A 22,962-nucleotide genomic window follows, 5' to 3' on the forward strand; every position below is an offset into this window, starting at 1 on the left:
GATAATGGTTTTTAATCTAAAGTGAATTTAAGAATAACTATTGTAAGAAACAAGTGTTAAGATTTTAATTTTTAATTCTTTTTTATTGTTTTTAATGTGTAAAAAAAGCATATTATTTGTTGTATTATTTTTGTTGAATCGCAGCATTTAATCTTAACTATAAGGAAATGTTAAAGGAGTTAGAGTGTAAAATGTTAATACCAGTTATTGTTCGAAATTACTGTTCTAAATTTTTAATTCTTTTTAATAAAGTAGGGTGTGAGTAGTTTACAAATTCGTAGGCTTTATGAGGTGTTAAATTACTTAAACTATTTTTCGAAAGCTTTTTTAATGATGTAATAAGTGGTTTTGCTGCAAATGTTTCTTTGGCAAAATTATCTGCTTGATATTCAAATTTTCTGGAAATATAATTCATAATTATCCCTGTAATTTCTGAAATTGGTGAATATAAAATTCCAAAAGCAATTAATCCTATGTGAAAACTATGAATTTTAACCCCCAAAGCTTCTGATAGTATTGGTGAATTTATAAAAAGTGATAAAATAAATAACGTTAAACCTGTTAATAGAATAGAGGTTATTAAATTAAATATGATGTGTTTTTTTTGATAATGACCAACTTCATGTGCTAAAACAGCGACAATTTCTTCTGTTTCTAAATCATTAATTAACGTATCGAACAACGTAATTCTTTTTTGAGAACCAAAACCAGAAAAGTAGGCATTTGCTTTTGTAGAACGCTTAGAGCCATCAATTACAAAAATATTATTTAGTTTAAAACCAACCTTTGCTGCATATTTTTCGATGGCAAATTTTAACTCGCCATCTTCTAAAGGTTTTTGTTTATTAAACAAGGGTACAATTAATTTGGCGTAAAACATATTCATAAGCAAAGAAAAAACGGCTACTAAAATCCATGCGTAAATCCAGAAATTTTTACCCGTAAGTTCGTAAAACCAAATGATAAGTGCTAAAACGCTTCCGCCAATTAAAATGGTCATTAACCAACCTTTTAATTTATCTACCCAAAAGGTGGTTTTTGTAGATTTGTTAAATCCGAATTTTTCTTCGATAACAAATGTTTTATAGTAAGCGAAAGGTGTTGTTAAAATATCGGAACCCAAGATAATAACACCAAAGAAAATAAGTGCGACTAAAATAGGATGGTTTGTAAAGCTTCTTGCAAAATTATCTACATACTTAAAACCATCTGCAAAAAAGAAAATTAACATTATTAGAAACGAAAATGTAGAAGTGATCTTCGAGAATTTTGCATTTGTTTTTTTATAGGCTTGCGATTTCTTATAGGCTTCTTCGTCGTAAACATCTGCTAATTTTTCTGGAATTTTATCGTCGAAATGTTTTTCGTTTAAAGTATCTAAGATTTTATCAATTATAAAATCGATAACTAAAATTGCGATTAATATGTAAAATAGGGTGGTGGGCTGCATTTTTAATGTGTTGCTAAGGTTATTTAATAGAAAAAAATTAATTACTCATTTTCTTAGCATACATTGCTGCACCAATAATGCCTGCATTGTTTCTAAAATGGGCTACTTTTACTTTAACATCGGTTTCTAAATACTTCTTAAATTCGTCGTATTTTTTACTAATTCCACCTCCTAAAACAATTAAACTTGGTGTAAAAACAATTCTAATATATTCTAACAAAAAATCGAATCTTTTTGCCCATTCTGCCAATTTTAATTCTTCTTTTTTTCTTACAGAATCTGCTGTATAGAATTCGATAATTTCGCCATTGGTATGTAGCATTCTACCGACTTCTAAATTCGGAATTAATTTTCCTTTATAAAACATACCAGAGCCAATTCCTGTACCAACAGTTACTACAATTACTACGCCTTTTTCTTTTTTTGCTACTCCTAAACTTACTTCGGCTAAACCTGCTAAATCTGCATCGTTACTAATAAAAAAAGGAAGTTTGCATTCTTTCTTAAAAAGCTTATCAACCTTTACATTTAACCATTTTGGGCTTAAATTACCAGAATGAATGCATTTGCCATCTACAATAGTTGTTGGAAAGCTACAACCTACTTCTTTTTTCCAATTAAAATGTTGTATTATTTCTTTTACAACCTTCGCAACAGCTTCTGGAGTTGCTGGTTTTGGCGTTGGAATTCGATGTCTTTCTGATAGTAGTTCGCCTGTTTTTGTGTTTACAATGGCGGCTTTAATTCCAGAACCTCCAATATCTATTCCTAATGATTTCATAATAACTTCTTGTTTACTTGCTAAATTAAGTCATCAAAAATAAGAAATCATTATTTAATGAAATTTTAAATTATTAAAATAAGGTTTTGATCATTAGATTTATTCTTTTATGAATTTTATAGTCTCAGCAATTTTATGACCTGTAAGTTTTAAGAAATAAACTCCATTAGCCAACTCGTTTACCTCTATTTTTTTGTTAGACTCAGAAAAATAACCAGATTTTACTTTTATGCCATTGGTATTGTATAGAGCCCAATTAAAATTTTTATGGATGGATATATTTATAAAAGAATTAACAGGATTTGGATAAATACTTACTTTATTTTCTCTTGAATAAGACACTGTATTTAAGGTAGATATGTTTTTTTTATAAATATCGTTGTAATTGAGTGCTACATATAAAAAACCCGAGTGCAAGACGAACTTAATAGGTTCTGATGTACCAAAACCAACGTTTGCAAAACCAGTTTTATCGTTTTGAAAACTAGTAGCACTGTCTGTACTAATTAACATTTCTGCTCCAGAATTATTTGCATCGTTAGCCAATCCTAATTGTATAAGATTTCCATGACTAAATATTTCTGTAATTATTTGTGGCTGACCAATCCAATTGTTTCCTAAACTACTTTCTATACCTGCACTTGTCCAAGTTTCGCCTTCGTCATCACTGTAAAATAATTTATGAATATTTTCTGCTAGACCTCTACCAGAAACATAAATTCTTCCAGAAAATGGATCTACATTAAAATTATTGGGTAAAAAAAGTTGCGGAAGGTTTGTATTGCCGGTCTTCGTCCAAGTTTGTCCATTGTCTGTTGATTTATGAAGCGCATAACTGGGAAAAGCGTACAATATATTATTGAAAGAATCGTAATATTCAGACAATTTAGTTGCTGCATTATCTATCGCTTGCCAATGAGTATCATTCTCGTGTTTTATGTAGTTACCACCATTAAAAACAGTAATTAAATAACCATTATGATAATATATATTTGTTAAGTTTTGTACTCTTTCATTATCATTTGGTGCGACTGGCAAACCGTTAATATCTTCAGTAAAAGTGGCACCATTATCGCTAGATTTATAAATCATTGAACTTGATGTACCAGCAAAAAAAGTAGCTACATATAAATTATTTCCTGCACTTTTAATATGTGAAACTCTTCTACTGTTGGGGTTTGTTACGAATTCTGTTTGACCAACAGCCACCCAACTCGCACCATTGTCTAACGACTTGATAAAACCATCATTATTAACAGAAGCAAAGAGAACAGAATGGTGTGTTTCGAGGTCATAAACACCTTGATTTCCGTTTGATGAAATTCCTAGAGGTTCCCAATTTTGGGAATAAAAATGTAACGAAAAAAAGAATAATAGAATGAACGTAATTTTATTTTTCATGATTGTTATTTTTAAAATTAATCTAACAAACTTCTGAAAAATAAAAGCACAGGTAAATACGGCATTTGCCGTATTTACCTGTGCTTTAAAATTATAAAATCGATTTAAATAGTAAGAATTTATACCTAGAAATTCTGTAATTAAAATTTAAAACCTCTTTGTCTTTTGGCTTCAAAAATTATAATGGCTGCAGAAACAGATACATTCATAGAATCTATTTGACCTTGCATAGGAATGTTAATGTTTTGTGTAGCTGCATTTCGCCATTGTTCAGTTAAGCCTGTAGCTTCTGTACCTACTACAATTGCAGAAGCTTTTGTATAGTTTTCTTTATGGTATTCGTTTGAATTTTGCAAGGTTGCTGCGTAAATTGGAATGTTGTTTTTTTGAAGAAAGGTTATAATTTCTGCAGACGTTGCTACAGCAATTTTATTTGTAAAAACACAGCCCATACTAGATCTTATTATGTTCGCATTGTACAAATCGCTTTTAGGATCTGCAATAAAAACAGCCTCTAAATTGGCAGCATCTGCAGTTCTTAGAAGTGCTCCAACATTTCCTGGTTTTTCGATACTTTCTGCAATTAAAATTAAAGGATTTTTATTTTTGAAATGGATATCCTCTAAAGAAAATTCTTTTGATTTTGTAACTGCGATAATTCCTTCAGTAGAATCTCTGTAAGCCAATTTTTGATATACTTCTTTCGAAATAACAATTTTATTTACGTTTTTATTAAAAAGAGTTAAAATTTCTTTTTCTGAAATGATTTCTTCTACAAAAAGTATCGTATCAAATTCATAATTTCCTTTAATTGCTAAAGAAATTTCTCTTTTTCCTTCAATAATAAAGCGCTGTGTTTTTTTACGTTCGCGTGATTTATCTTTTATTTTCTGAAGCTCTTTAATATATGCGTTATGAATGCTTGTAATTTTTTTCATAAACACAAATATACTTAATTGTAGGTAGTGGAAGTAAGTAAAATATTTTAATATTTGTAATGTAATAATTGGTAAACTTTTGCAAATTATTTGAAGAAGAAAAGGTTGTAAACCATTATTACATGTTAACTGTTTTTGATTGAAAAGGCTCGCAATTTGCGAGCCTTTTTTAATGGTTATTTAGATTTGTATTTGTTGGAATAACGTTTCCAAAGTTGGGTTTGATGTGTTTCTAAACGAATATCTCTACCTTGTATAAAGGCTTTCGATAATACATTGGTTCTCATATCTAAGGCATCTCCATTCGAAATAAATAAGGTAGCATCTTTACCAACTTCTAAGGTACCTACCCAATTATCGATTCCTAAAATTTTGGCATTGTTAGACGTAATTAGTTTTAAGGCCTCTTCTTTTTCTAAACCATGTGCAGCAAAGGTTCCTGCATAAAAAGGTAAGTTTCTAGAATTCATTCTTTCCATTTGCCCTTCCATACCCAAACCAACTAAAATACCTTTATCTGTTAAAATTTTAGCGATTGTGTATGTGTAATCATAAGCATCGTCTTCGCTATTTGGGTTTCTGTGAGGTCTGTCTAAAATTACAGGAACATTATTGTTAACTAATATTTCCGAAATATTTTCTGCACCAACTCCATGAACAACAACTAAATTATTAATGCCTAGTTTTTTTATTTCTGTAATGGCATCTGTAATTTCTTTTTCTCCATTTACGTGAATGTACAATTTTGTATTTCCATTAAACAAGCCTTTTATTGCTTCAAAAGGAATATTTTTAGGCGATTTATCTCCTGCTAAATAATTTTTAGCATCAGAAAAATAAGAGATTATTTTATTGATATTTTTCGAGTAGTTTTTATCGGGCTTTAAAGCAGGATCTTCTCCTAACCACCATCTGCCAGAAGTAAAGCTTGAGGGCCAATTCATGTGAATGGCATCATCTGTTTTAATGCTTGCATCTTCCCAGTTCCACGCGTCTAATTGTACGATAGAAGATTTTCCCGAAATTGTGCCTCCTCTTGGAGTTATTTGCGCCATTAAAACTCCATTTGGTCTCATAGATTCTACAATTTTGCTCTCTGCATTATAAGCGATTAAACTTCTTATATGCGGATTCATCACACCAATTTCTCTTTGGTCGTCACTTGCTTTTACAGCGTCGATTTCTACCAAACCTAAAGTTGCATTTGCAGCAATAAAACCAGGATATATGTGTTTTCCTTTGGCATTAATAATAGTTCCTTGTCTTGCAATTTTCATCATTGCACTTCCAACAAAGGTAATTTTACCTTCGCTAAACATAATTAACGAATTCTCGATTACTTTTCCATTTCCTAAATGTGCTGTTGCACCTTCAATAGAAACAGCGGTTGTTTGCTTCTTTGCTGGTGTTTGCTGCGCGTTTATGTTTCCTACTAAACAGAAAAACAATAAACTATAAATTATTTTTTTCATCATTTTTTCTAGTTTTTAAGTTCTTCTAAAGTATCGCAGTGAAAGTTTCTATCTTTTCTTTTTATTGGTGTTTGTGTTTTAGCACCGCCCAATTTTTCTTTCAACATCATATTAATTAACTTGCTTTTTTCTGCTTTAATTGCCACTCTTTTTTGTTGGTCGATTTCTCTATCGAAAAATACTTTTCCTTCTACAATTGTTTTTTCGACTTTTGCGTAAATAGACATTGGATGATCGCTCCAAAGTACTACATCTGCATCTTTACCTTCTTTTATACTTCCAACTCTATCGTCTATATGCAAAAGTTTTGCTGGGTTAATGGTTACCATTTTCCAAGCTTCTAACTCAGAAAGCCCCCATATTTAACAACTTTTGCAGCTTCTTGGTTCAAACGTCTCGACATTTCTCTATCGTCGGAATTTATGGCTACTAAAACACCTGCATTGTGCATAATCGCGGCATTGTAAGGTATAGCGTCATTAACTTCGTATTTATAAGCCCACCAATCAGAAAAAGTAGAACCTCCAACACCATGTGCTGCCATTTTATCGGCCACTTTGTAGCCTTCTAAAATGTGTGTAAAGGTGTTGATTTTAAAATTGAATTTTTCTGCCACCTTCATTAACATATTAATTTCTGATTGTACGTAAGAGTGACAAGAAATAAAACGTTCTTTGTTTAAGATTTCTGCAATGGCTTCCATTTCTTCGTCTTTTCGATAGGGTTTTCCACTTTTCTTTAAAGCATCGTATTCTTTTGCTCTTGTAAAGTAATCTATAAACATTTGTTCTACACCCATTCTAGATTGTGGAAAACGGGTTCCATTAGAACTACGAGATTGTTTTACGTTTTCGCCCAATGCAAACTTTATAAATTTAGGAGAATTTTTATAAATCATTTCTGCTGCATTTTCGCCCCATTTTAGTTTGATAATTGCAGAACGACCACCAATTGGATTGGCAGAACCGTGTAAAATTTGTGCAGATGTGGTACCTCCAGAAAGATTTCTATAAATATTAATGTCTGTAGGGTCTATAACATCTTCGATGGTTACTTCTGCAGATGAGTTTTGTGCCCACTCATTTATTGCAGAAGCTGCAATGTGCGAGTGTTCATCTACAATACCAGCTGTTAAATGTTTTCCAGTTCCATCGATTTCTGTGGCACCTCTCGCTCTTAAATTTTTTCCTATTTTAGAAATTTTACCTTCTTTTAAAAGGACATCTGTATTTTTTAAAATTCCCTCGTTTTCACTTGTCCAAACAGTTACATTTTTAATTAAAATGGTTTCTGTTTTTGGTTGTATATAATTACCAAAACCCAAATTGGGGTAAGTAATTGGCACTATGGTATTATCTACCACTTTTTTATCTTTCGATTGTTTGTCTTTCTTTTCTTCTTTATTATTTGATTTCTTCATTAATTTTGAAGCTGAAAAATAAGATTCGTTTCCATTATTATCGTAAGCAGTTCCTTGGATAACATTAGAAGCATTTATAATTTTACCTACCAATCTTGTATAGTTTCCGTCTTCGTTTAAGTTGATGGTAACCCAATCGTTATTAAAAGAAAATTTTGTTTTTATTTTTTTATCCCCTAAAGTAACTTCACCTTTTTGTTTTGCTCCTTTACCAGTAATTTTTAACCTGTAATTTTTACGATTTGCATACAGCTTATACTCACCTGTTATATCTCGAATATTCATATCGTTTACAACGTTTTTTTCTCCTTGAACCCAATTTTCGTAAATGGTAGTTTGGGCATCGAAAACATCTCCAGAAGTAATAATAAAGTTGGCATAACTTCCTTGGTTTAAATTGCCTATTTTATTGTTTCCAATAATATTGGCAGGAATTGTGGTTAAAGATGCCAATGCTTTTTCTTTATCGAAGCCATATTTAATCGCTTTTTGTAGGTTTTTATGAAAAGATGCAACTGACTTTAAACGGTGTGTTGTTAAGGCAAAATTCACACCATTTTCAGACAAAACTTTTAAGTTAGAAGGTTCTTGGTTCCATCTTCTCATATCTCTTAAAGAAACTTGATTTGCCAAAAGCGGATTCGAAACATCGTAGGCATTTCTAAACTTAATAGGAATAATAAAATTGGCATTCGTGGCTTTAATATCGTTAATTCTTTCAAACTCATCTCCACTACCAACAATGGTATATTGTATGCCAAATTCGTCTCCAACTTTATCTGCTCTTAAAGCATCTAAATAATTTTCGGTTTCAAAAATTTGAACTAGATTTTTATTTTTATTAAAGGCTTCTAAAGCCAAATCTTTGTTTTTCATATTGCCTTTGGCATACCAAGAAGCATCGTTATAAACTTGACGCAGTAAAGCCATAGCTCCCATTCTAGAACCTGGGTACAATTGTTTAGACTTACTACTTTTAGAAAAAGATAAATATTGTGCAGATTTGGTGTCTAAAATTCTATAAGCATCCGAAGAATTAGGGTTCAAAGCAATTAACAACCCATTTCCTCGAATAATTCCATCATATAAATGCGTGTTTACAACTCCAAAACCCGCTTTAAGCATTTCGTTCGCTTTTTTGTTATCGAACTTAAATTCGTTAATTGGGTTTGTTTCGGGTCTAATATGATCGTTCCAATAATAACCTTGCCTTTCTGCTGCATATTGGTTTCCGCCAAATCTTCCACTACTTTTTTTGGGTTTTTTAATTCCAAAATCAGAATAAATATCAATAAAAGAAGGATATATGGTTTTACCCGAAAGATCTACCGTTTTTGTTCCATCAGGTATTTTTATAGACCTACCAACCTCTATAACTTTACCATCTTTTACCAGTAACGTTCCTTTTTTAATCACTTTTTTTGGCGTAATGTAAATAGTTGCATTTTTAAAAGCAACCATTGTGTTTGCTGTCGTTTTTACTCCTGCATCTGTTGGAAAATAATCTTGCGAATGCACAGAAAATACCAACATTAACGAGAAGAATAAGAGTAGTTTTCTCATATAGTTTAAATTAGTTAAGAATTAATTTAGTTGCTAAATTTAATTAGAAGCAATTTGTAAACTGTTAAATGACGTTATTTTAACATAAATTTAAGAACCTTACAATTCTTTTGAAGCTTCGAAATAAGAAATTAACAAATCCACAACATAGTTGTAAGATTCCATTCCTTTATCTTGCTTATTGGCTTTTAAATAAGCATTATAGCCTTTTTTAATTACAGGCTCAAATGGGTTTTTATACGCTTGCCAAAACAAATAACTCGCATTAAAATCTTTTAAAATTCCTTTGTGTAAAGTTTGCCAAAGTTCTTTTGATAAGTTTCGATCTCGTTTTCTAATTTCTGATATACAATACCCAAATGCCATTCTATAACTTGCGTATTTAAAATAGACATCATCATTATAATTGGCTGCTAAAAAACCAACAAAATTCGCTTCATTTTCTGCTGCATACCCAATTTGATGCGCCATTTCATGGCAAACCGTTGTTGGGTAACTCGTTTTTGGAATTTTGCGATTCAATTGAGCTTCTCCTGTTAATGGATTTAAATAACCAGATGTTCCATTATAGGTTTGTGCCAAACTCATTAACGAGCTTTTTACAGACTTGTGTCGATATTTTAGCTGAGGAAAATCGGCTTCCAAATTCTTATAACCAGCTACAGCCATTTTGTACATTTCTTTTGGACGATAGCTATTTTCGACTTTAATGGTATCGTTTTTTGTAATTTTATTTTGATAAAAATTCAGTTTCTTAATAATCGTTTCTGTTACTTTTTGAAGTTGTGCTGTAGTATAAGTTGTTTGTTGGTAATTTAAGTTTTTTGCCAGTGGTTCTCTGTAGTAATTTAATCCCCAAAAAACATAAAAACAAAAATAAATGATAGATAAAATTGCAATAAAATGAATAATTTTGTGAAAGAAATTTTTAAATCGAGATTGCATCAACCGAAATAAAAAACGAAGAAAAATAAAGAACCCAATAGCCAGTAAAACATCGCCAACAGAAAAAGGAATCCACCCCAAAAGAATTCTTAAAAACGAAGAAATTATTGGATAAATTCCGTTTGAATAATAAGTTTCTATAAATGCAGGTTTTTTTGCAGCCAATTGCACCAACAAAACCTGAATTGGAAGAAACAAAGCTAAAAAAAGATGTTTTTTATTGAATTTCATTGGCGTAAAAATAAGAATTCAAAATAAAAGTTTGCGGTTTATTAACAAGATAATAACAATTTAGTTTACAATATTTGTGTACAAATAAAAGTTATAAAATTGTAAGCGCTACCGAAGTAAAAAAGTACATTTGTAACCATGGAAAAAACGAATGCAGTTGCAGGAAAAAAAATAGATAAAGCAAGAATTATTAGTCTTGAAAAAGGCAAAATTCCTCCACAGGCAATGGAATTGGAAGAAGCTGTTTTAGGAGCAATGATGATTGATAAAAAAGGAATTGACGATGTTATTGACATTTTAAGTGCAGATGCTTTTTACGACGCCAAACATCAAGAAATTTATGCAACGATTTACGAATTATTTCAAAATTCGGAACCAATTGACTTGTTAACAGTCTCTAACTTGCTAAAAAAGAATGGAAAGTTAGAATTTGTTGGTGGCGATTTCTTTTTAATTCGGTTAACACAAAAAGTAGCCTCTTCTGCACACATCGAATTTCATGCAAGAATTATTCTTCAAAAATACATACAACGTAAATTAATTTCGATTTCTAGTGAAATTATAGAAAATGCTTACGACGATAGCACAGATGTTTTCGATTTATTAGATGATGCAGAAGGAAAACTGTTCGAAGTTACGCAAGGAAACTTAAAGAAAAGTTCAGAAGATGCAGGTTCGTTAGTAAAACAAGCTTTAAGAAAAATTCAGGAAATTGGAAACAAAGAAGGAATGTCTGGTTTGGCAACAGGTTTTACCAAATTAGATGCATTAACTTCTGGTTGGCAACCATCAGACTTGGTAATTATAGCGGCAAGACCAGGTATGGGAAAAACGGCATTTGTAATTTCGATGGCTAAAAATATGGCCATTGATTTTAACCATGGAGTTGCGATATTCTCTTTAGAGATGTCTTCTGTTCAGTTAATTACACGTATGATTTCTTCGGAAACCGGTTTAACTTCAGAAAAACTAAGAAAAGGAAATTTAGAACCACATGAGTGGGAACAACTAAATGTAAAGGTTAAAAGATTATCAGATGCACCTATTTTTATAGACGATACACCTTCTTTATCTATTTTCGATTTACGTGCAAAAGCACGAAGACTGGTTTCGCAACACAACGTAAAAATTATTGTAATCGATTATTTACAATTAATGACGGCTGGAGGAAAAGCAGGTGGCAACCGTGAACAAGAAATTTCTATGATTTCGAGAAACTTAAAAGCATTGGCGAAAGAATTGTCTGTACCAGTAATAGCTCTTTCTCAATTATCGCGTGCTGTAGAAACACGTGGAGGCTCTAAAAGACCTTTATTATCTGACTTACGTGAATCTGGAGCAATTGAGCAAGATGCAGATATTGTGTCGTTTATTTTTCGTCCAGAATATTATGGAATGACAGAATGGGATGATGATGAACATACACCTTGTGAAGGACAAGGAGAATTTATCGTTGCAAAACACAGAAATGGAGGTTTGGATAATATTCGTTTAAAATTTACAGGACATTTGGCAAAATTCTCTGATTTAGAAGAAGGATTTAGCAGTGAATTCCAGTCTTCTATGAATGCAAATTTCCCTGAAGATCCATTTTCAGGAGATGGAGGTGTAGATCCAAAAGATGCTTTTGATTTAAAGTCAGATGACTTTAATAATGAAAATTTAGATGAAAATGGATTGCCTTTTTAATTTTTTGTAACTTTGAAATTAAAGATTTATTTATGAGTTTGCAAGCAAGAAAATTAAGTTTAATAGAATATTTAATTTCTTTAAAAGATGAGAAACTTTTTAAGAAAATAGAAACTTCATGTTTTAGAAATTAAAGAGACTAACTTCAAAAAATTTACAAAAGAAGAGTTAATTTTAAGGGCAGAGGAAGCAAATTCTGATTATAAGAATGGAAACTATTCAACTCAAGAAGAGTTAGAAAAAGAAATCAAAAATTGGTAACCAATAATATATTTTGGTCGAGTTTTGCTAAAAAAATGCTTAAAGAAATTCATTTTTATTATAAAGAAAAAACCAATAAGAAAGTTGCTGATAAAATAATAAATGAAATTATTTTGCTACCAAACAATTAAATAAATTTTCTAATTCTGGTTCAGAAGAAAAAGCTTTAAAAAAGTTGAATCAAAAGCATAGATATCTTGTTAGTGGGAATTATAAAATTATCTACAAACCAATAAAAGAAGGTCTTTTAATTACAGATGTTTTTGATACAAGACAAAATCCTACAAAAATTAATAATCCCAATAGATATTTAAATTTGAAAAAACACATACAAATACTTACATTTCTCTTAATCTCAACCTCAACTTGGGCATCTTTTATATATCTTCCAATGAGTAACGATAATCAAAAAAACCATTTAAAAGCATACGGAATCGTATATTTTTCTTTAGAAGCAGGTTTAAAATCGAAATGGTTATTAAATTACGATGGAGGTGCATTTTTAATAGAAAACAATAAAATTGTAGAAAACGAATGCAAAATTCGAGGCGTTTCTTATCAAGTAATTTCTGATGCAAAAGCACAAATTATCTTGCAACAAATTGCTGCTCCTAGTTCCAATCAAGATGCTGTAACTTTAGAAAAAGCTCCAAAAATTGCAGTTTATTCTCCAAAAGACAAAATGCCTTGGGACGATGCTGTAACCATGGTGTTAACCTATGCAGAAATTCCTTTCGATGTAATTTACGACAAAGAAGTTTTAGAAGATAAATTATTAATTTACGAATGGTTGCATTTGCATCACGAAGATTTTACAGGACAATATGGTCGCTTTTATGGATCTTTTAGAACTGCACCTTGGTATATAGAAGGCAAACAGAGCGCCGAAAAATTAGCAAAAGAATTAGGTTTTACTAAAGTTTCTCAAGAAAAATTAGCAGTTGCCAAAAAAATTAGAGATTATGTTATTGGAGGAGGATTTATGTTTGCCATGTGTTCTGCAACCGATAGTTTCGATATTGCATTATCTGCAGAAGGTATAGACATTGTAGAAGCCATGTTCGATGGAGATGCTACAACCCCCAATTATCAATCAAAAATTAATTTTAATAAAACATTCGCCTTTAAAAATTTCGAATTAATTCGAAATCCAACAACATACGAATTTTCGACCATAGATATGACTCGAAAACGTAAAATACCAAAAACATCCGATTATTTTTCTTTGGTAGAATTTTCGGCAAAATGGGATCCAATACCAACCATGTTAACACAAAATCATACAGTTTTAGTAAAAGGTTTTATGGGGCAAACCACTTCTTTCGATAGAAATACCGTAAAAAGTAATGTATTGGTTTTAGGAGAAAATAAAGTAAATAGAGAAGCACGTTATATCCATGGAACCAAAGGAAAAGGAATGTTTACCTTTTATGGAGGTCATGATCCAGAAGACTATACCCATAGAGTTGGCGACCCAAAAACAGAGTTAGATCTGCATCCAACCTCACCAGGTTATCGTTTAATTTTAAACAATGTTTTGTTTCCTGCAGCCAAAAAAAAGAAGCAAAAAACGTAACCTATTTATTGTTATTTTTAGCGAAATGTAATGTAGTCGAAAAATCTAATTACTTTAAGTAGCACGAACTATAATTAAAGCCACCTATATCTAATTAACAGATTTCTCCACAAGGTCGAAATGACAGTTATAAAATATAACTGTTAATAAAACTTCAATAAATATTCTATAAAAACCATACAAATACATTCACTTTTGTATTTTTGTTTCGATAAAATTAAAATCAAAAAATGTCAACAACACAACAATTACAAGATTTTACACAACAAGTTCGTAGAGATATATTAAGAATGGTACACAAGGTTAATTCTGGGCATCCAGGAGGCTCTTTAGGTTGTGCAGAATTTTTTACCTGTTTATACCAAGAGGTAATGGAGTATTCTACAGACTTTACTATGGATGGTAAAAACGAAGATTTATTCTTTTTGTCTAATGGGCATATTTCCCCTGTTTATTATAGTGTTTTGGCACGAAGTGGTTTTTTTCCAGTAGAAGAATTAGCAACATTTAGGTTGCTAGACTCTCGCTTACAAGGGCACCCAACCACTCACGAAGAATTACCAGGAGTAAGAATTGCATCGGGTTCTTTAGGACAAGGAATGTCTGTCGCTTTAGGCGCCGCAGAAGCTAAAAAGTTAAATAAAGACGATAAATTAATTTATAGCTTACATGGTGATGGAGAATTGCAAGAAGGGCAAAACTGGGAAGCAATTATGTATGCATCTGCAAAAAAAGTTGATAATTTAATAGCAACAATAGATTTAAACGGAAAACAAATTGATGGTGCTACTGATGATGTATTACCAATGGGAAGCATCAAAGCAAAATTTGAAGCTTTTGGTTGGGATGTTTTAGAAGTAGAAAAAGGGAATGATATTGAAGCTATTTTAGCTGGTTTAGCAGAAGCAAAAGCTTTAACAGGCAAAGGAAAACCAATATGCATTTTATTGCACACAGAAATGGGAAATGGTGTAGATTTTATGATGCACACACATGCTTGGCATGGAAAAGCACCAAACGACGAGCAGTTAGAAAGTGCTTTGGCTCAAAACCCAGTAACGTTAGGAGATTATTAAAAAGCCCATTTTAGCCTTTCCAAAAAAAAGGAATTTTTATGGGAAAGAATAGATGAATTATCAAAGAGTTTTTCAAACCGATGAAAAGCTCTTTTTTTTATGTTTTTATTTTGATTTCAACTGTAAGATTAGCTTTATATTTACAACAAATAAACTAATTTCAAAAATTCAATTTTTTATATTGATTTTTTTTAAAATTTTAATCTTTCGATATTATATATGAAAATAGGTATTGTTTGTTACCCAACATTTGGTGGAAGTGGAGTAGTAGCTACAGAATTAGGAATGGCATTAGCAAATAAAGGACACGAAGTACACTTTATTACGTACAACCAACCAGTTCGTTTAGATTTTCTTTCTCATAAATTGCATTTTCATCAAGTTTTAATTGAAGAATATCCTCTTTTTGAATATCAGCCTTACGAATTAGCTTTATCCAGTAAAATGGTAGAAGTTGTTAGAAAATACAATCTAGAAGTTTTGCATGTACATTATGCAATACCGCATGCTTATGCCGCTTTTATGGCAAAGCAAATGTTAAAAGAAAAAGGATTAGATATAAGAGTGGTAACCACACTGCATGGAACAGATATTACTCTGGTAGGAAGTCACCCAACCTATAAAACAGCAGTAGAATTTAGTATTAATAATTCGGATGTGGTAACCGCAGTTTCTAATAACCTAAAAGAAACCACCAATAAGTTATTTAACATTACCAAAAATATAGAGGTTGTTTATAATTTTATCGATACAGAAAAGTACGATAATGCACATAAAGAAGAATGTAAGAGAATTGCATTGGCAAAACCCAATGAAAGAATTTTAACACACATTAGTAATTTTAGACCTGTAAAAAGAGTAGAAGATGTTGTTAAAATTTTTAGTGAAGTTAGAAAAGAAATTCCATCTAAATTGTTAATGATTGGCGAAGGACCAGAGAAAATAAAAGCAAAAAAATTAGCACGAGAATTAAAAATTGCCGACGATGTTTTCTTTTTAGGAAATAGTACAGAAGTAGATAAAATTTTATGCTATACAGATATATTTTTATTACCCTCTCAAACAGAGAGTTTTGGTTTGGCAGCTTTAGAAGCCATGGCAGCAAGTACAGCAGTAATTTCTACAAATACTGGGGGTTTGCCAGAAGTTAATATTCATGGAAAAACGGGGTATTTAAGTAATTTAGGAGATGTAAAAGATATGGCTAAAAATGCAATTTTAATATTAAAAGACGATGCTGTTTTAGAAAGATTTAAACAAAAAGCTAAAAACCACACCAAACAATTCTCGTTAGAAAATATTCTTCCTGTTTACGAAGAAATTTACAAATCTTGCTTTAAAAGCAAAGTAAGTAGTTAATACCCTTTACAACAAACCCCCTTTTTTATCACTTACCACTTCAAAATAAAAAGGCGCGTAGCTAATGTCTTAATCTTTTGTTGAGGAGAGAAATCATTATCTGCTTTTTATTTTGATAAAATTCTGTCAATTCGAGTGATTTTTACGATGGAAATGAATATAATTTGTATCGAGAATAAAAATTTAAGCTTTTAAACCGTTCTCGATGCCATTTTTTGTACCTCAAAATCACTCGATCTAACATTTTTGAATATTTTTAATCTAAAGAATTTCTCGAGGTTTCTTATATAAGGATCATTGATTTCAAGAAATTCTTTATTTCAAACCGCATAACAAGTATCATCATTATGAGTAAATTCAAAACATAAATGGCATAAAAATCAAATAAAAGAGGTTGTCTCTAAAGTATTAAAATTTATCATTTCGACTGTAATGGAGAAATCTTATTTATTGAATTTCAGTATTTTAGATTTTTCGATAACTTCGTTAGCTGCTTTCAAATCAAAATATATTTTAATTTTAGTAATGCTAAAAACGACAGTTGAATTTACTTTTGTGATAACCTCTTTTATATTAGAAAATGTATTTTTTATTTTCCAAAAAGACCACCTAGTAAACCTCCAAGTCCGCCTTTTTTATTACTTCCTCCTAAAACCATTCCAGCAACATCATCAATAACACTTCCATCACCATCTGCATCTAATATTTTTTCTAGGAAACTTTGTTCGTTTTTAGTTTCATTTCCACCTAACATACCACCTAATAAACTTCCTAAGTCACTAGTATCTTTTACATTTTGTTCTCTTTTTTGTTTTCCTAAAATACCCATTAAAATTGGTGCTGCAACTTTTAATATATTTGCAACAGAACCAGCATCTAAACCAGATTTTTGACTAATTACTTTTTCTACACCTTGTTGTTTACTTCCTAAAACATGTCCTAAAATTCCAGCTCCATCTTGTTTTACAGTTTCATCAACACCACCACGAAACAAGCTACCAAGATTGTCTAAAATACTACCATCGTGTTTGTTAGATAAAGCCCCCATTAACCCCTCTGCACCTTGTGGTGTAGAAGCATTTCTTTCCATTGCTTTCATTAAAACGGGTAGTGCCATTGTTAAAACACTATTTGTTTTGTTCGAGTCATTACCTGTAGAACCTGCTACACCAGAAACAATTTGTTTCCCTAAATCGCTATTTAATAAGTCTAAAATACCTGCCATTTTTATGTTTTTAATAATTAATATGAATGTTTTCTAAAAATTTGACACAATATACAAATAAAGTCACACCAATTTTTAACTGATTTTTAAAATTCATTTTTTTTAGAAAAAAAATAATTTTAAATAGTGTAAATTTTTTCTTAACTCTGCATAAGCCTTTGAAATATGATTTTCAACAGTTTTTACAGAAATACCCATCTTTAATGCGATCGCTTTGTATTTCATATTTTCATATTTACTTAAAACAAAAGCTTCTTTACATTTTGTTGACAACTTATTAACCATTTTCTTTACCTCTTCTTCTTTTGATAATTCTTCTTCATCAAAAGTAAAAATCTCGAAAGCAGTTTCTATTTTTATTTGTTCTAAAAAAGCCTCTTCTTTTTTTTGGATCTTAAATGAATTAAAAATTCATTATGACAAATTTTTAGTAAATAATTACTGATAGATAATTCTGTTTTTATTTTTTCTTTATTCAACCATAGTTTAATAAATGTTTCTTGAACGATGTCTTTTGCTTGATAACTGTTGTTACATAATTTAAAAGCATAACCATACAATTTGTTATAATGCGTTTTAAATAAAGTATTGTAAGCATTTAAATCACCTTCTTTAAGATATTTAGAAAGTTCTTTTTCTACAGACATTTTAAACGTGGTAATTAAATTAATTTGACCGAAAGATAATAAAAAATAAAAAATACATAGGGGTTTCTTTGTTTTTTTGCATAGTTATTATATAAGACCTTATAAAAATTATGAAATCGATAATTAACAAATATCTACAAAACAAAGCAACTTCTTTAGAGAAAAAGAAGTTACAAGATTGGGTTCTAGAAAGTTACGAAAACAAAAAAATATTTAAAGAAAATATTACTTTATACTTGTTAGAGAATACAAATAATTTTAAAAAAATTAATTCTGATAAGGCATTTAAAGAGTTTTTAGAACAAATAAATAAAACTAGCCCCAAAAAGAAAAAGTTCGTAAAATTATCTGAATTTTATAAATACGCAGCAATAATTGTTGTTTGTGCTTCTATATTTTATTTTACGAATACTCTTTTTAATAATCAGAACATAGAAAAACCTACAACAAAAAAAATATCTCAATCAGAAAAAAAAGCAAAAGAAATTGTTTTAACTTTAGAAGACGGATCCCAAAAATTACTTCAACAAGAGCAAGAACAAATTTCTTATTTTAATCGTAAACCTAAAGAAGAAGTTTTAGTATATAATGAGATAAAAGTGCCTAAAGGTCAGGTTTTTAAACTTATTTTATCAGATAGTACAGTAGTTTGGTTAAATGCAGATAGTAAACTAAAATATCCAAAATATTTTATTAGTTCCTCTAAAACTAGAAATGTAACGTTAGATGGTGAAGCTTTTTTTGAAGTTAAGTCTAACAAAAAGAAACCATTTTTGGTACATGCCAATGAAATTAAAGTAGAAGTGCTTGGAACAAAATTTAATATTTCTTCCTATAAAAACGATGATATTATAAATACCACATTGGTTGAGGGTTCTGTAAATGTTAAAGATATAAATAATAACGATTCAATATTATTAAAACCAAGTTTCCAGGCTTCTTTTCAAAAAAAATCGACAGCTTTTACTTCTAAAAAAGTAAACACTTTAGATTATACTTCGTGGATTAATAAAAAGATAATTTTTAATAATGTTTCTTTTGAAAAATTAGTTTTTAAGATAGAAAGAACTTACGATGTAGAAATTGTAAATAACCATAAAAAGCTAAAGAAAGTTCGCTTTACAGGAGAATTTGATGTAGAAAATATAGAAACTATTTTTAAAGCTTTGTCTGTAAGCTATAATTTTAAATACACCATAAATAAAAATAAAATAACTATAAATTAAAAAATATGAAAAAAAAAGAGGAAATGCGGCAACATTTCCTCAAGAATTAAGGCCATCAAACTAAATCAATTTAATTACCAAAACATTTCAAAATTATGAAAAAAAATCCGCTCTTTTGTTTTTTAAAAAAGAAAACAAATAGTTTCACTAAAAGCAATTTAAAAATGAAAATTTCTTTACTATTCATTTTATTTTCAATTGTACAAATCTTTTCAAATGAAGGGTATTCTCAAAAAAAAATAACGTTTCATCTACAAAATGTTACCATTAAGCAAGCTTTAAATGAAATTAAAAATCAAACAGATTATAAATTTTTATACAGAGAAAGTAATGTTAATTTAAACAAAAAAATATCTTTAGAAGTAGTTAATGAACCAACTAAAGTAGTTTTAAATAAATTGTTTAAAAACACAGAGATAGTTTATGAAATTGTTGAAAAACAAATTGTTTTAAAGAAAAAAACATACTCTTTAGATACAAAAAATAGTAATCAGTCTAAGATTATAAAAGGAGTAGTTTCAGATAATACTGGTGTGCCCCTTCCTGGAGTGAGTATCCAAGTAAAAGGTACTACTAAAGGTACAGTAACTGATTTTAATGGAGAATATAGCATTTCTGTAGATAATGAAAATGCCATTTTAGTTTTTAGCTACTTAGGTTTTAAAAACAAAGAACTCGAAATTAAAAATAAAACTCAATTTAATGTAACTTTAGAAGAAGATTCAGAAAGTTTAGATGAAGTTGTAATTGTTAGTGCACTTGGTTTTGAGGTAAAAACAGATAAATTAGGTAGTGCTGTATCTAGCGTTAAATCTGAAGCCTTAACTAGATCTGGAGAAACTAATTTAGCTAACAGTATGCAAGGCAAAATGGCAGGTGTAAATATCACTAGAAGTACTGGTGACCCTGGTGCAGGTTCTAATATTAGAATTAGAGGGGCAAATACAATTACAGGAAGCACTCAACCTCTTATTATTGTAGATGGTATTCCTATTAGTAATAGCAATAATTCTGGAGGAGGAAGTTCTAATACAGGTAATGGTACATCACAACAATCTCGTTTAAACGATATCAATCCTAACGATATTGAAACTTTACAAGTATTAAAAGGTGCTTCTGCTGCCGCTTTATGGGGGTCTAGAGCATCTAATGGGGTGGTAATTATTACAACTAAATCAGGTAAAAAAGGGTTTAAAATATCTTTTAAAAATACTGTTGCTATTGATGAAGTAAGTCAAACACAAAAATTACAATCTAACTATGGGCAAGGACAAGCAGGCAGATATAGATCTGGTACAGAATTACAATCGTGGGGAGACGAAATAGCCGCAAGAGCAGGAGGTATGGACAATTTTATTACAACGGGTGGTTATTTTATTGGTGATCAAACAGGTAAAACATATTATCCTGTAGCAAATGGTACAGCTTCAAATCCGCATGGTGGTAAAAACTCTAAAGAAACCTTTGTAGATAGTAATTTTAATAAAGTTTTTGGTACGGGTGTTTTATTAGAACAATCTTTAAGCATTAGCGGAGGAGATGATAAAAGCACTATCTTTTTTAGTTTAGGAAATACGGATCATAAAGGGGTTATTAGAAATAACGACTATAAAAGACATACCATTAACATTAGTAGTAATAGAAAATTTAATGATTTTATTCATTTAAAACTTAAAGGAAAGTATGCAAGAGTTAGTGCTAACAGAATACAACAAAATTCTAACACAGCAGGTTTATTACTAGGACTATACAGAACACCAGCAGACTTTGATATTTCAGACTATACAGGAACTTACATAGATGCTAACGGTGCAGAAACCATTGGAAGGCATCGTTCATATAGAAATGCTATAGGGCAAAGCAACAGACCTAGATATAATAACCCATTATGGACAACCAATAAACAACAAGCACCAAATATAGTAAACAGACATATTTATTCTGCCGATTTAGATTTGTTTCCAACAGAAGGTTTAAATATAAAACTTAGAGGAGGTATAGATACTTATAACGATAATAGAAGTTATTTATATCCTATTGGTTCTTCGAGAACTACTACTCCTCCAGTTTCTAGGTTAAATGGTAGTTTGGTTATTGATGATATTTCTGAAACAGAATTAAACTTTGATGCTATTGTAAAATACGATAATAAATTGTCAGAAAAAATTACCTCTACCTTTATTTTAGGGTGGAACGTAAATGATAGAAAATTTTCTAGAAATACAGTTTACGGAGATGGATTTATAGCAAATCAAGATCTTTTCAATTTAGTAAATGCTACAACAACAGGTTCAGAAAACTTTAAAAGACACATAAAGTCTTACAGAACATATTCGACAGCAAACTTTGGCTTGTTTGATCAATTATATGTAGATTTATCTGGCACTGTAGAATTAGCATCAACTATAGATGATGCATTCTTCTACCCCTCTGCTAGTGCTGCGTGGCAGATATCTAATGCAGATTTTTATCCTGAAGATAGTTTTATGAATTTTGCAAAAGTAAGATTAAGCTGGGGTAAAGTAGGTATTCAACCAAGAGCTTATGAAACTAGAACTTATTTTGAAGGAGATTTTGGATACAGCTCAGGTACTGCTGGATCAATAAACTCTATTGAAGAAGGAGGAGGTTTTAGATTAGATAATCAAGCAGGAGACCCTAACTTAAAACCAGAAATAAAAACAGAAATTGAAGGAGGACTAGAAATGCGTTTCTTTAATAGTTCTCTATCAACTAGCTTTACATATTATAGTAATGAGGTAAAAGATATTTTATTAGAACTTCAAAATATTCCTAGTCTTGGATTTGATGAACGTTATACTAATGGAGCAACAATGACCAATCGTGGTTTTGAATTTGAGTTTAACGCTAAATTATTAAGAAATAATGAAAACTGGAGTTTTTCTCCTTACGGAAACTTTGCAACTAATAAAAATAAAGTAACAAATTTAGCGGGAGGTGGTATTCAGTTTTTAACAGGTTTTGGTATTGGAGATTCTGTTGCTTCTGAAGGATATCAAATGGGGGCTATTTTTGGAGGAAAACTACCAAGAAACGCAGACGGAAGTATTGTTTTAGATGCTAATGGTTTTCCTTTAGGTACGCCAGAATACGATATAATTGGAGACCCTAATCCAGATTGGACAGGTGCTCTTGGCTTTAATGTAGCTTATAAAAATGTATCTTTAAACGTCTTAGTAGAACACTCACAAGGTGGCGATTTCTACGATATTACTAGACAAATAAACTCAAGATATGGTTTATCTGAAGAAACAGGAAATAAGGTAACAATTCCTACAGGTGGCGTTGTAGATATTAAAGGTAATTTTTATGCTGCTGGAGATGTTGTTCGTGGTAACTTATACGATTTTGGTGCTGGACCAGTACTTTTAGAGGAGCAATGGTACGATGGACCAGGAGCAAATTCTAGAGGCTTTAGTGAACTTTGGTTGCAAGATGCTACCTGGACACGTTTAAGAGAAGTAGCTTTAACCTATAATTTTGGTAAAACTGTTTTAGAAAAACTAAACTTGTCATCGGCAAGTATTGGTATTACAGGTAGAAACCTTATTCTATGGACAGACGTAATTGGCAACGATCCAGACAAAAACTTTGCTGGTGTAGGAAACTCTAGAGGATTAGATTATTACACGAATCCTACTACAAAATCTTACTTGTTTAATTTAAATTTAACTTTTTAAA

Annotated in this window: 15 protein-coding genes and 1 pseudogene; 6 read left to right on the plus strand and 10 right to left on the minus strand. The window is 30.6% G+C overall.

What is annotated here, in order from left to right; all coding sequences use genetic code 11:
• Nucleotides 1-217: 217 nt before the first annotated feature.
• The 7 genes and pseudogenes from JL193_RS00715 to JL193_RS00745 all read right to left on the minus strand — a co-directional run bounded on the left by JL193_RS00715 (nt 218) and on the right by JL193_RS00745 (nt 10,201).
• Nucleotides 218-1,450, minus strand: a complete 1,233-nt coding sequence (locus tag JL193_RS00715) for a M48 family metallopeptidase (protein WP_207972023.1) — start codon at nt 1,448-1,450, stop codon at nt 218-220.
• A 37-nt stretch (nt 1,451-1,487) separates the two neighbouring features.
• Nucleotides 1,488-2,231 (minus strand): polyphosphate--glucose phosphotransferase, encoded by a 744-nt coding sequence (ppgK, locus tag JL193_RS00720; protein WP_207972024.1) that lies wholly within the window; start codon nt 2,229-2,231, stop codon nt 1,488-1,490.
• 99 nt (nt 2,232-2,330) lie between these two features.
• The gene (locus JL193_RS00725; RefSeq protein ID WP_207972025.1) at nt 2,331-3,632 is read right to left on the minus strand and encodes a T9SS type A sorting domain-containing protein; all 1,302 of its coding nucleotides are present in this window, start codon (nt 3,630-3,632) and stop codon (nt 2,331-2,333) included.
• Nucleotides 3,633-3,772: 140 nt separating this feature from the next.
• Nucleotides 3,773-4,570 carry a TrmH family RNA methyltransferase gene (locus JL193_RS00730; protein ID WP_207972026.1) on the minus strand — a complete coding sequence of 266 codons (798 nt, stop codon included), beginning with the start codon at nt 4,568-4,570 and terminating at the stop codon, nt 3,773-3,775.
• Nucleotides 4,571-4,746: 176 nt separating this feature from the next.
• Entirely contained in the window at nt 4,747-6,042 is a 1,296-nt protein-coding gene (locus tag JL193_RS00735; RefSeq protein WP_207973348.1) for an amidohydrolase family protein, read from the minus strand.
• A gap of 8 nt (nt 6,043-6,050) precedes the next feature.
• A pseudogene (locus JL193_RS00740) lies at nt 6,051-9,025 on the minus strand (amidohydrolase family protein).
• Between the two features lie 99 nt (nt 9,026-9,124).
• Entirely contained in the window at nt 9,125-10,201 is a 1,077-nt protein-coding gene (locus JL193_RS00745; RefSeq protein ID WP_207972027.1) for a DUF3810 domain-containing protein, read from the minus strand.
• 138 nt (nt 10,202-10,339) lie between these two features.
• On the opposite strand from JL193_RS00745, the gene dnaB reads away from it, so the two are divergent.
• The 4 genes from dnaB (at nt 10,340) to bshA (ending at nt 16,162) form a co-directional block, all read left to right on the plus strand.
• Nucleotides 10,340-11,890 (plus strand): replicative DNA helicase, encoded by a 1,551-nt coding sequence (gene dnaB / locus JL193_RS00750; RefSeq protein ID WP_207972028.1) that lies wholly within the window; start codon nt 10,340-10,342, stop codon nt 11,888-11,890.
• Nucleotides 11,891-12,542: 652 nt separating this feature from the next.
• Complete coding sequence (locus JL193_RS00755) at nt 12,543-13,727, plus strand: asparagine synthetase B (RefSeq protein WP_207973349.1); 1,185 nt, start codon at nt 12,543-12,545, stop codon at nt 13,725-13,727.
• A 230-nt stretch (nt 13,728-13,957) separates the two neighbouring features.
• Nucleotides 13,958-14,803: a transketolase gene (locus JL193_RS00760; protein ID WP_207972029.1), complete on the plus strand. Its 846-nt coding sequence runs from the start codon at nt 13,958-13,960 to the stop codon at nt 14,801-14,803.
• Between the two features lie 219 nt (nt 14,804-15,022).
• On the plus strand, nt 15,023-16,162 hold the full coding sequence (gene bshA / locus JL193_RS00765; RefSeq protein WP_207972030.1) for an N-acetyl-alpha-D-glucosaminyl L-malate synthase BshA: 1,140 nt from the start codon (nt 15,023-15,025) through the stop codon (nt 16,160-16,162).
• A 589-nt stretch (nt 16,163-16,751) separates the two neighbouring features.
• On the opposite strand, the gene JL193_RS00770 is transcribed toward bshA, so the two are convergent.
• From JL193_RS00770 to JL193_RS17335, 3 genes are all read right to left on the minus strand, one after another.
• Complete coding sequence (locus tag JL193_RS00770) at nt 16,752-17,387, minus strand: DUF937 domain-containing protein (protein WP_207972031.1); 636 nt, start codon at nt 17,385-17,387, stop codon at nt 16,752-16,754.
• 102 nt (nt 17,388-17,489) lie between these two features.
• A complete protein-coding gene (locus JL193_RS17420; RefSeq protein WP_207973350.1) occupies nt 17,490-17,798 on the minus strand; it encodes a sigma-70 family RNA polymerase sigma factor in 309 nt (102 codons plus the stop codon).
• Nucleotides 17,753-18,034 carry an RNA polymerase sigma factor gene (locus JL193_RS17335; RefSeq protein ID WP_207972032.1) on the minus strand — a complete coding sequence of 94 codons (282 nt, stop codon included), beginning with the start codon at nt 18,032-18,034 and terminating at the stop codon, nt 17,753-17,755. Before JL193_RS17335 ends, JL193_RS17420 begins: the two co-directional genes overlap by 46 nt.
• A gap of 110 nt (nt 18,035-18,144) precedes the next feature.
• Here JL193_RS17335 and JL193_RS00785 point away from each other — a divergent pair, with 110 nt between their 5' ends.
• Both JL193_RS00785 and JL193_RS00790 read left to right on the plus strand, forming a co-directional pair.
• Entirely contained in the window at nt 18,145-19,260 is a 1,116-nt protein-coding gene (locus JL193_RS00785; RefSeq protein ID WP_207972033.1) for a FecR family protein, read from the plus strand.
• Between the two features lie 164 nt (nt 19,261-19,424).
• Nucleotides 19,425-22,961: a SusC/RagA family TonB-linked outer membrane protein gene (locus JL193_RS00790; protein WP_207972034.1), complete on the plus strand. Its 3,537-nt coding sequence runs from the start codon at nt 19,425-19,427 to the stop codon at nt 22,959-22,961.
• The last annotated feature ends 1 nt before the right edge of the window (nt 22,962 follow it).

Source organism: Polaribacter batillariae (assembly GCF_017498485.1).
GTDB classification, from domain to species: Bacteria; Bacteroidota; Bacteroidia; order Flavobacteriales; family Flavobacteriaceae; genus Polaribacter; species Polaribacter batillariae.

Excerpts from the sequence above, each read along its gene's own strand:
- ppgK (WP_207972024.1), bottom strand. The coding sequence starts at position 2,231 with ATGAAATCATTAGGAATAGATATTGGAGGTTCTGGAATTAAAGCCGCC.
- JL193_RS17335 (WP_207972032.1), bottom strand. The coding sequence starts at position 18,034 with ATGTCTGTAGAAAAAGAACTTTCTAAATATCTTAAAGAAGGTGATTTA.
- JL193_RS00715 (WP_207972023.1), bottom strand. The coding sequence starts at position 1,450 with ATGCAGCCCACCACCCTATTTTACATATTAATCGCAATTTTAGTTATC.
- JL193_RS00770 (WP_207972031.1), bottom strand. The coding sequence starts at position 17,387 with ATGGCAGGTATTTTAGACTTATTAAATAGCGATTTAGGGAAACAAATT.
- dnaB (WP_207972028.1), top strand. The coding sequence starts at position 10,340 with ATGGAAAAAACGAATGCAGTTGCAGGAAAAAAAATAGATAAAGCAAGA.
- JL193_RS00755 (WP_207973349.1), top strand. The coding sequence starts at position 12,543 with ATGAGTAACGATAATCAAAAAAACCATTTAAAAGCATACGGAATCGTA.
- JL193_RS00745 (WP_207972027.1), bottom strand. The coding sequence starts at position 10,201 with ATGAAATTCAATAAAAAACATCTTTTTTTAGCTTTGTTTCTTCCAATT.
- JL193_RS00735 (WP_207973348.1), bottom strand. The coding sequence starts at position 6,042 with ATGAAAAAAATAATTTATAGTTTATTGTTTTTCTGTTTAGTAGGAAAC.
- JL193_RS00760 (WP_207972029.1), top strand. The coding sequence starts at position 13,958 with ATGTCAACAACACAACAATTACAAGATTTTACACAACAAGTTCGTAGA.
- JL193_RS00785 (WP_207972033.1), top strand. The coding sequence starts at position 18,145 with ATGAAATCGATAATTAACAAATATCTACAAAACAAAGCAACTTCTTTA.
- JL193_RS00730 (WP_207972026.1), bottom strand. The coding sequence starts at position 4,570 with ATGAAAAAAATTACAAGCATTCATAACGCATATATTAAAGAGCTTCAG.
- bshA (WP_207972030.1), top strand. The coding sequence starts at position 15,023 with ATGAAAATAGGTATTGTTTGTTACCCAACATTTGGTGGAAGTGGAGTA.
- JL193_RS00725 (WP_207972025.1), bottom strand. The coding sequence starts at position 3,632 with ATGAAAAATAAAATTACGTTCATTCTATTATTCTTTTTTTCGTTACAT.
- JL193_RS00790 (WP_207972034.1), top strand. The coding sequence starts at position 19,425 with ATGAAAATTTCTTTACTATTCATTTTATTTTCAATTGTACAAATCTTT.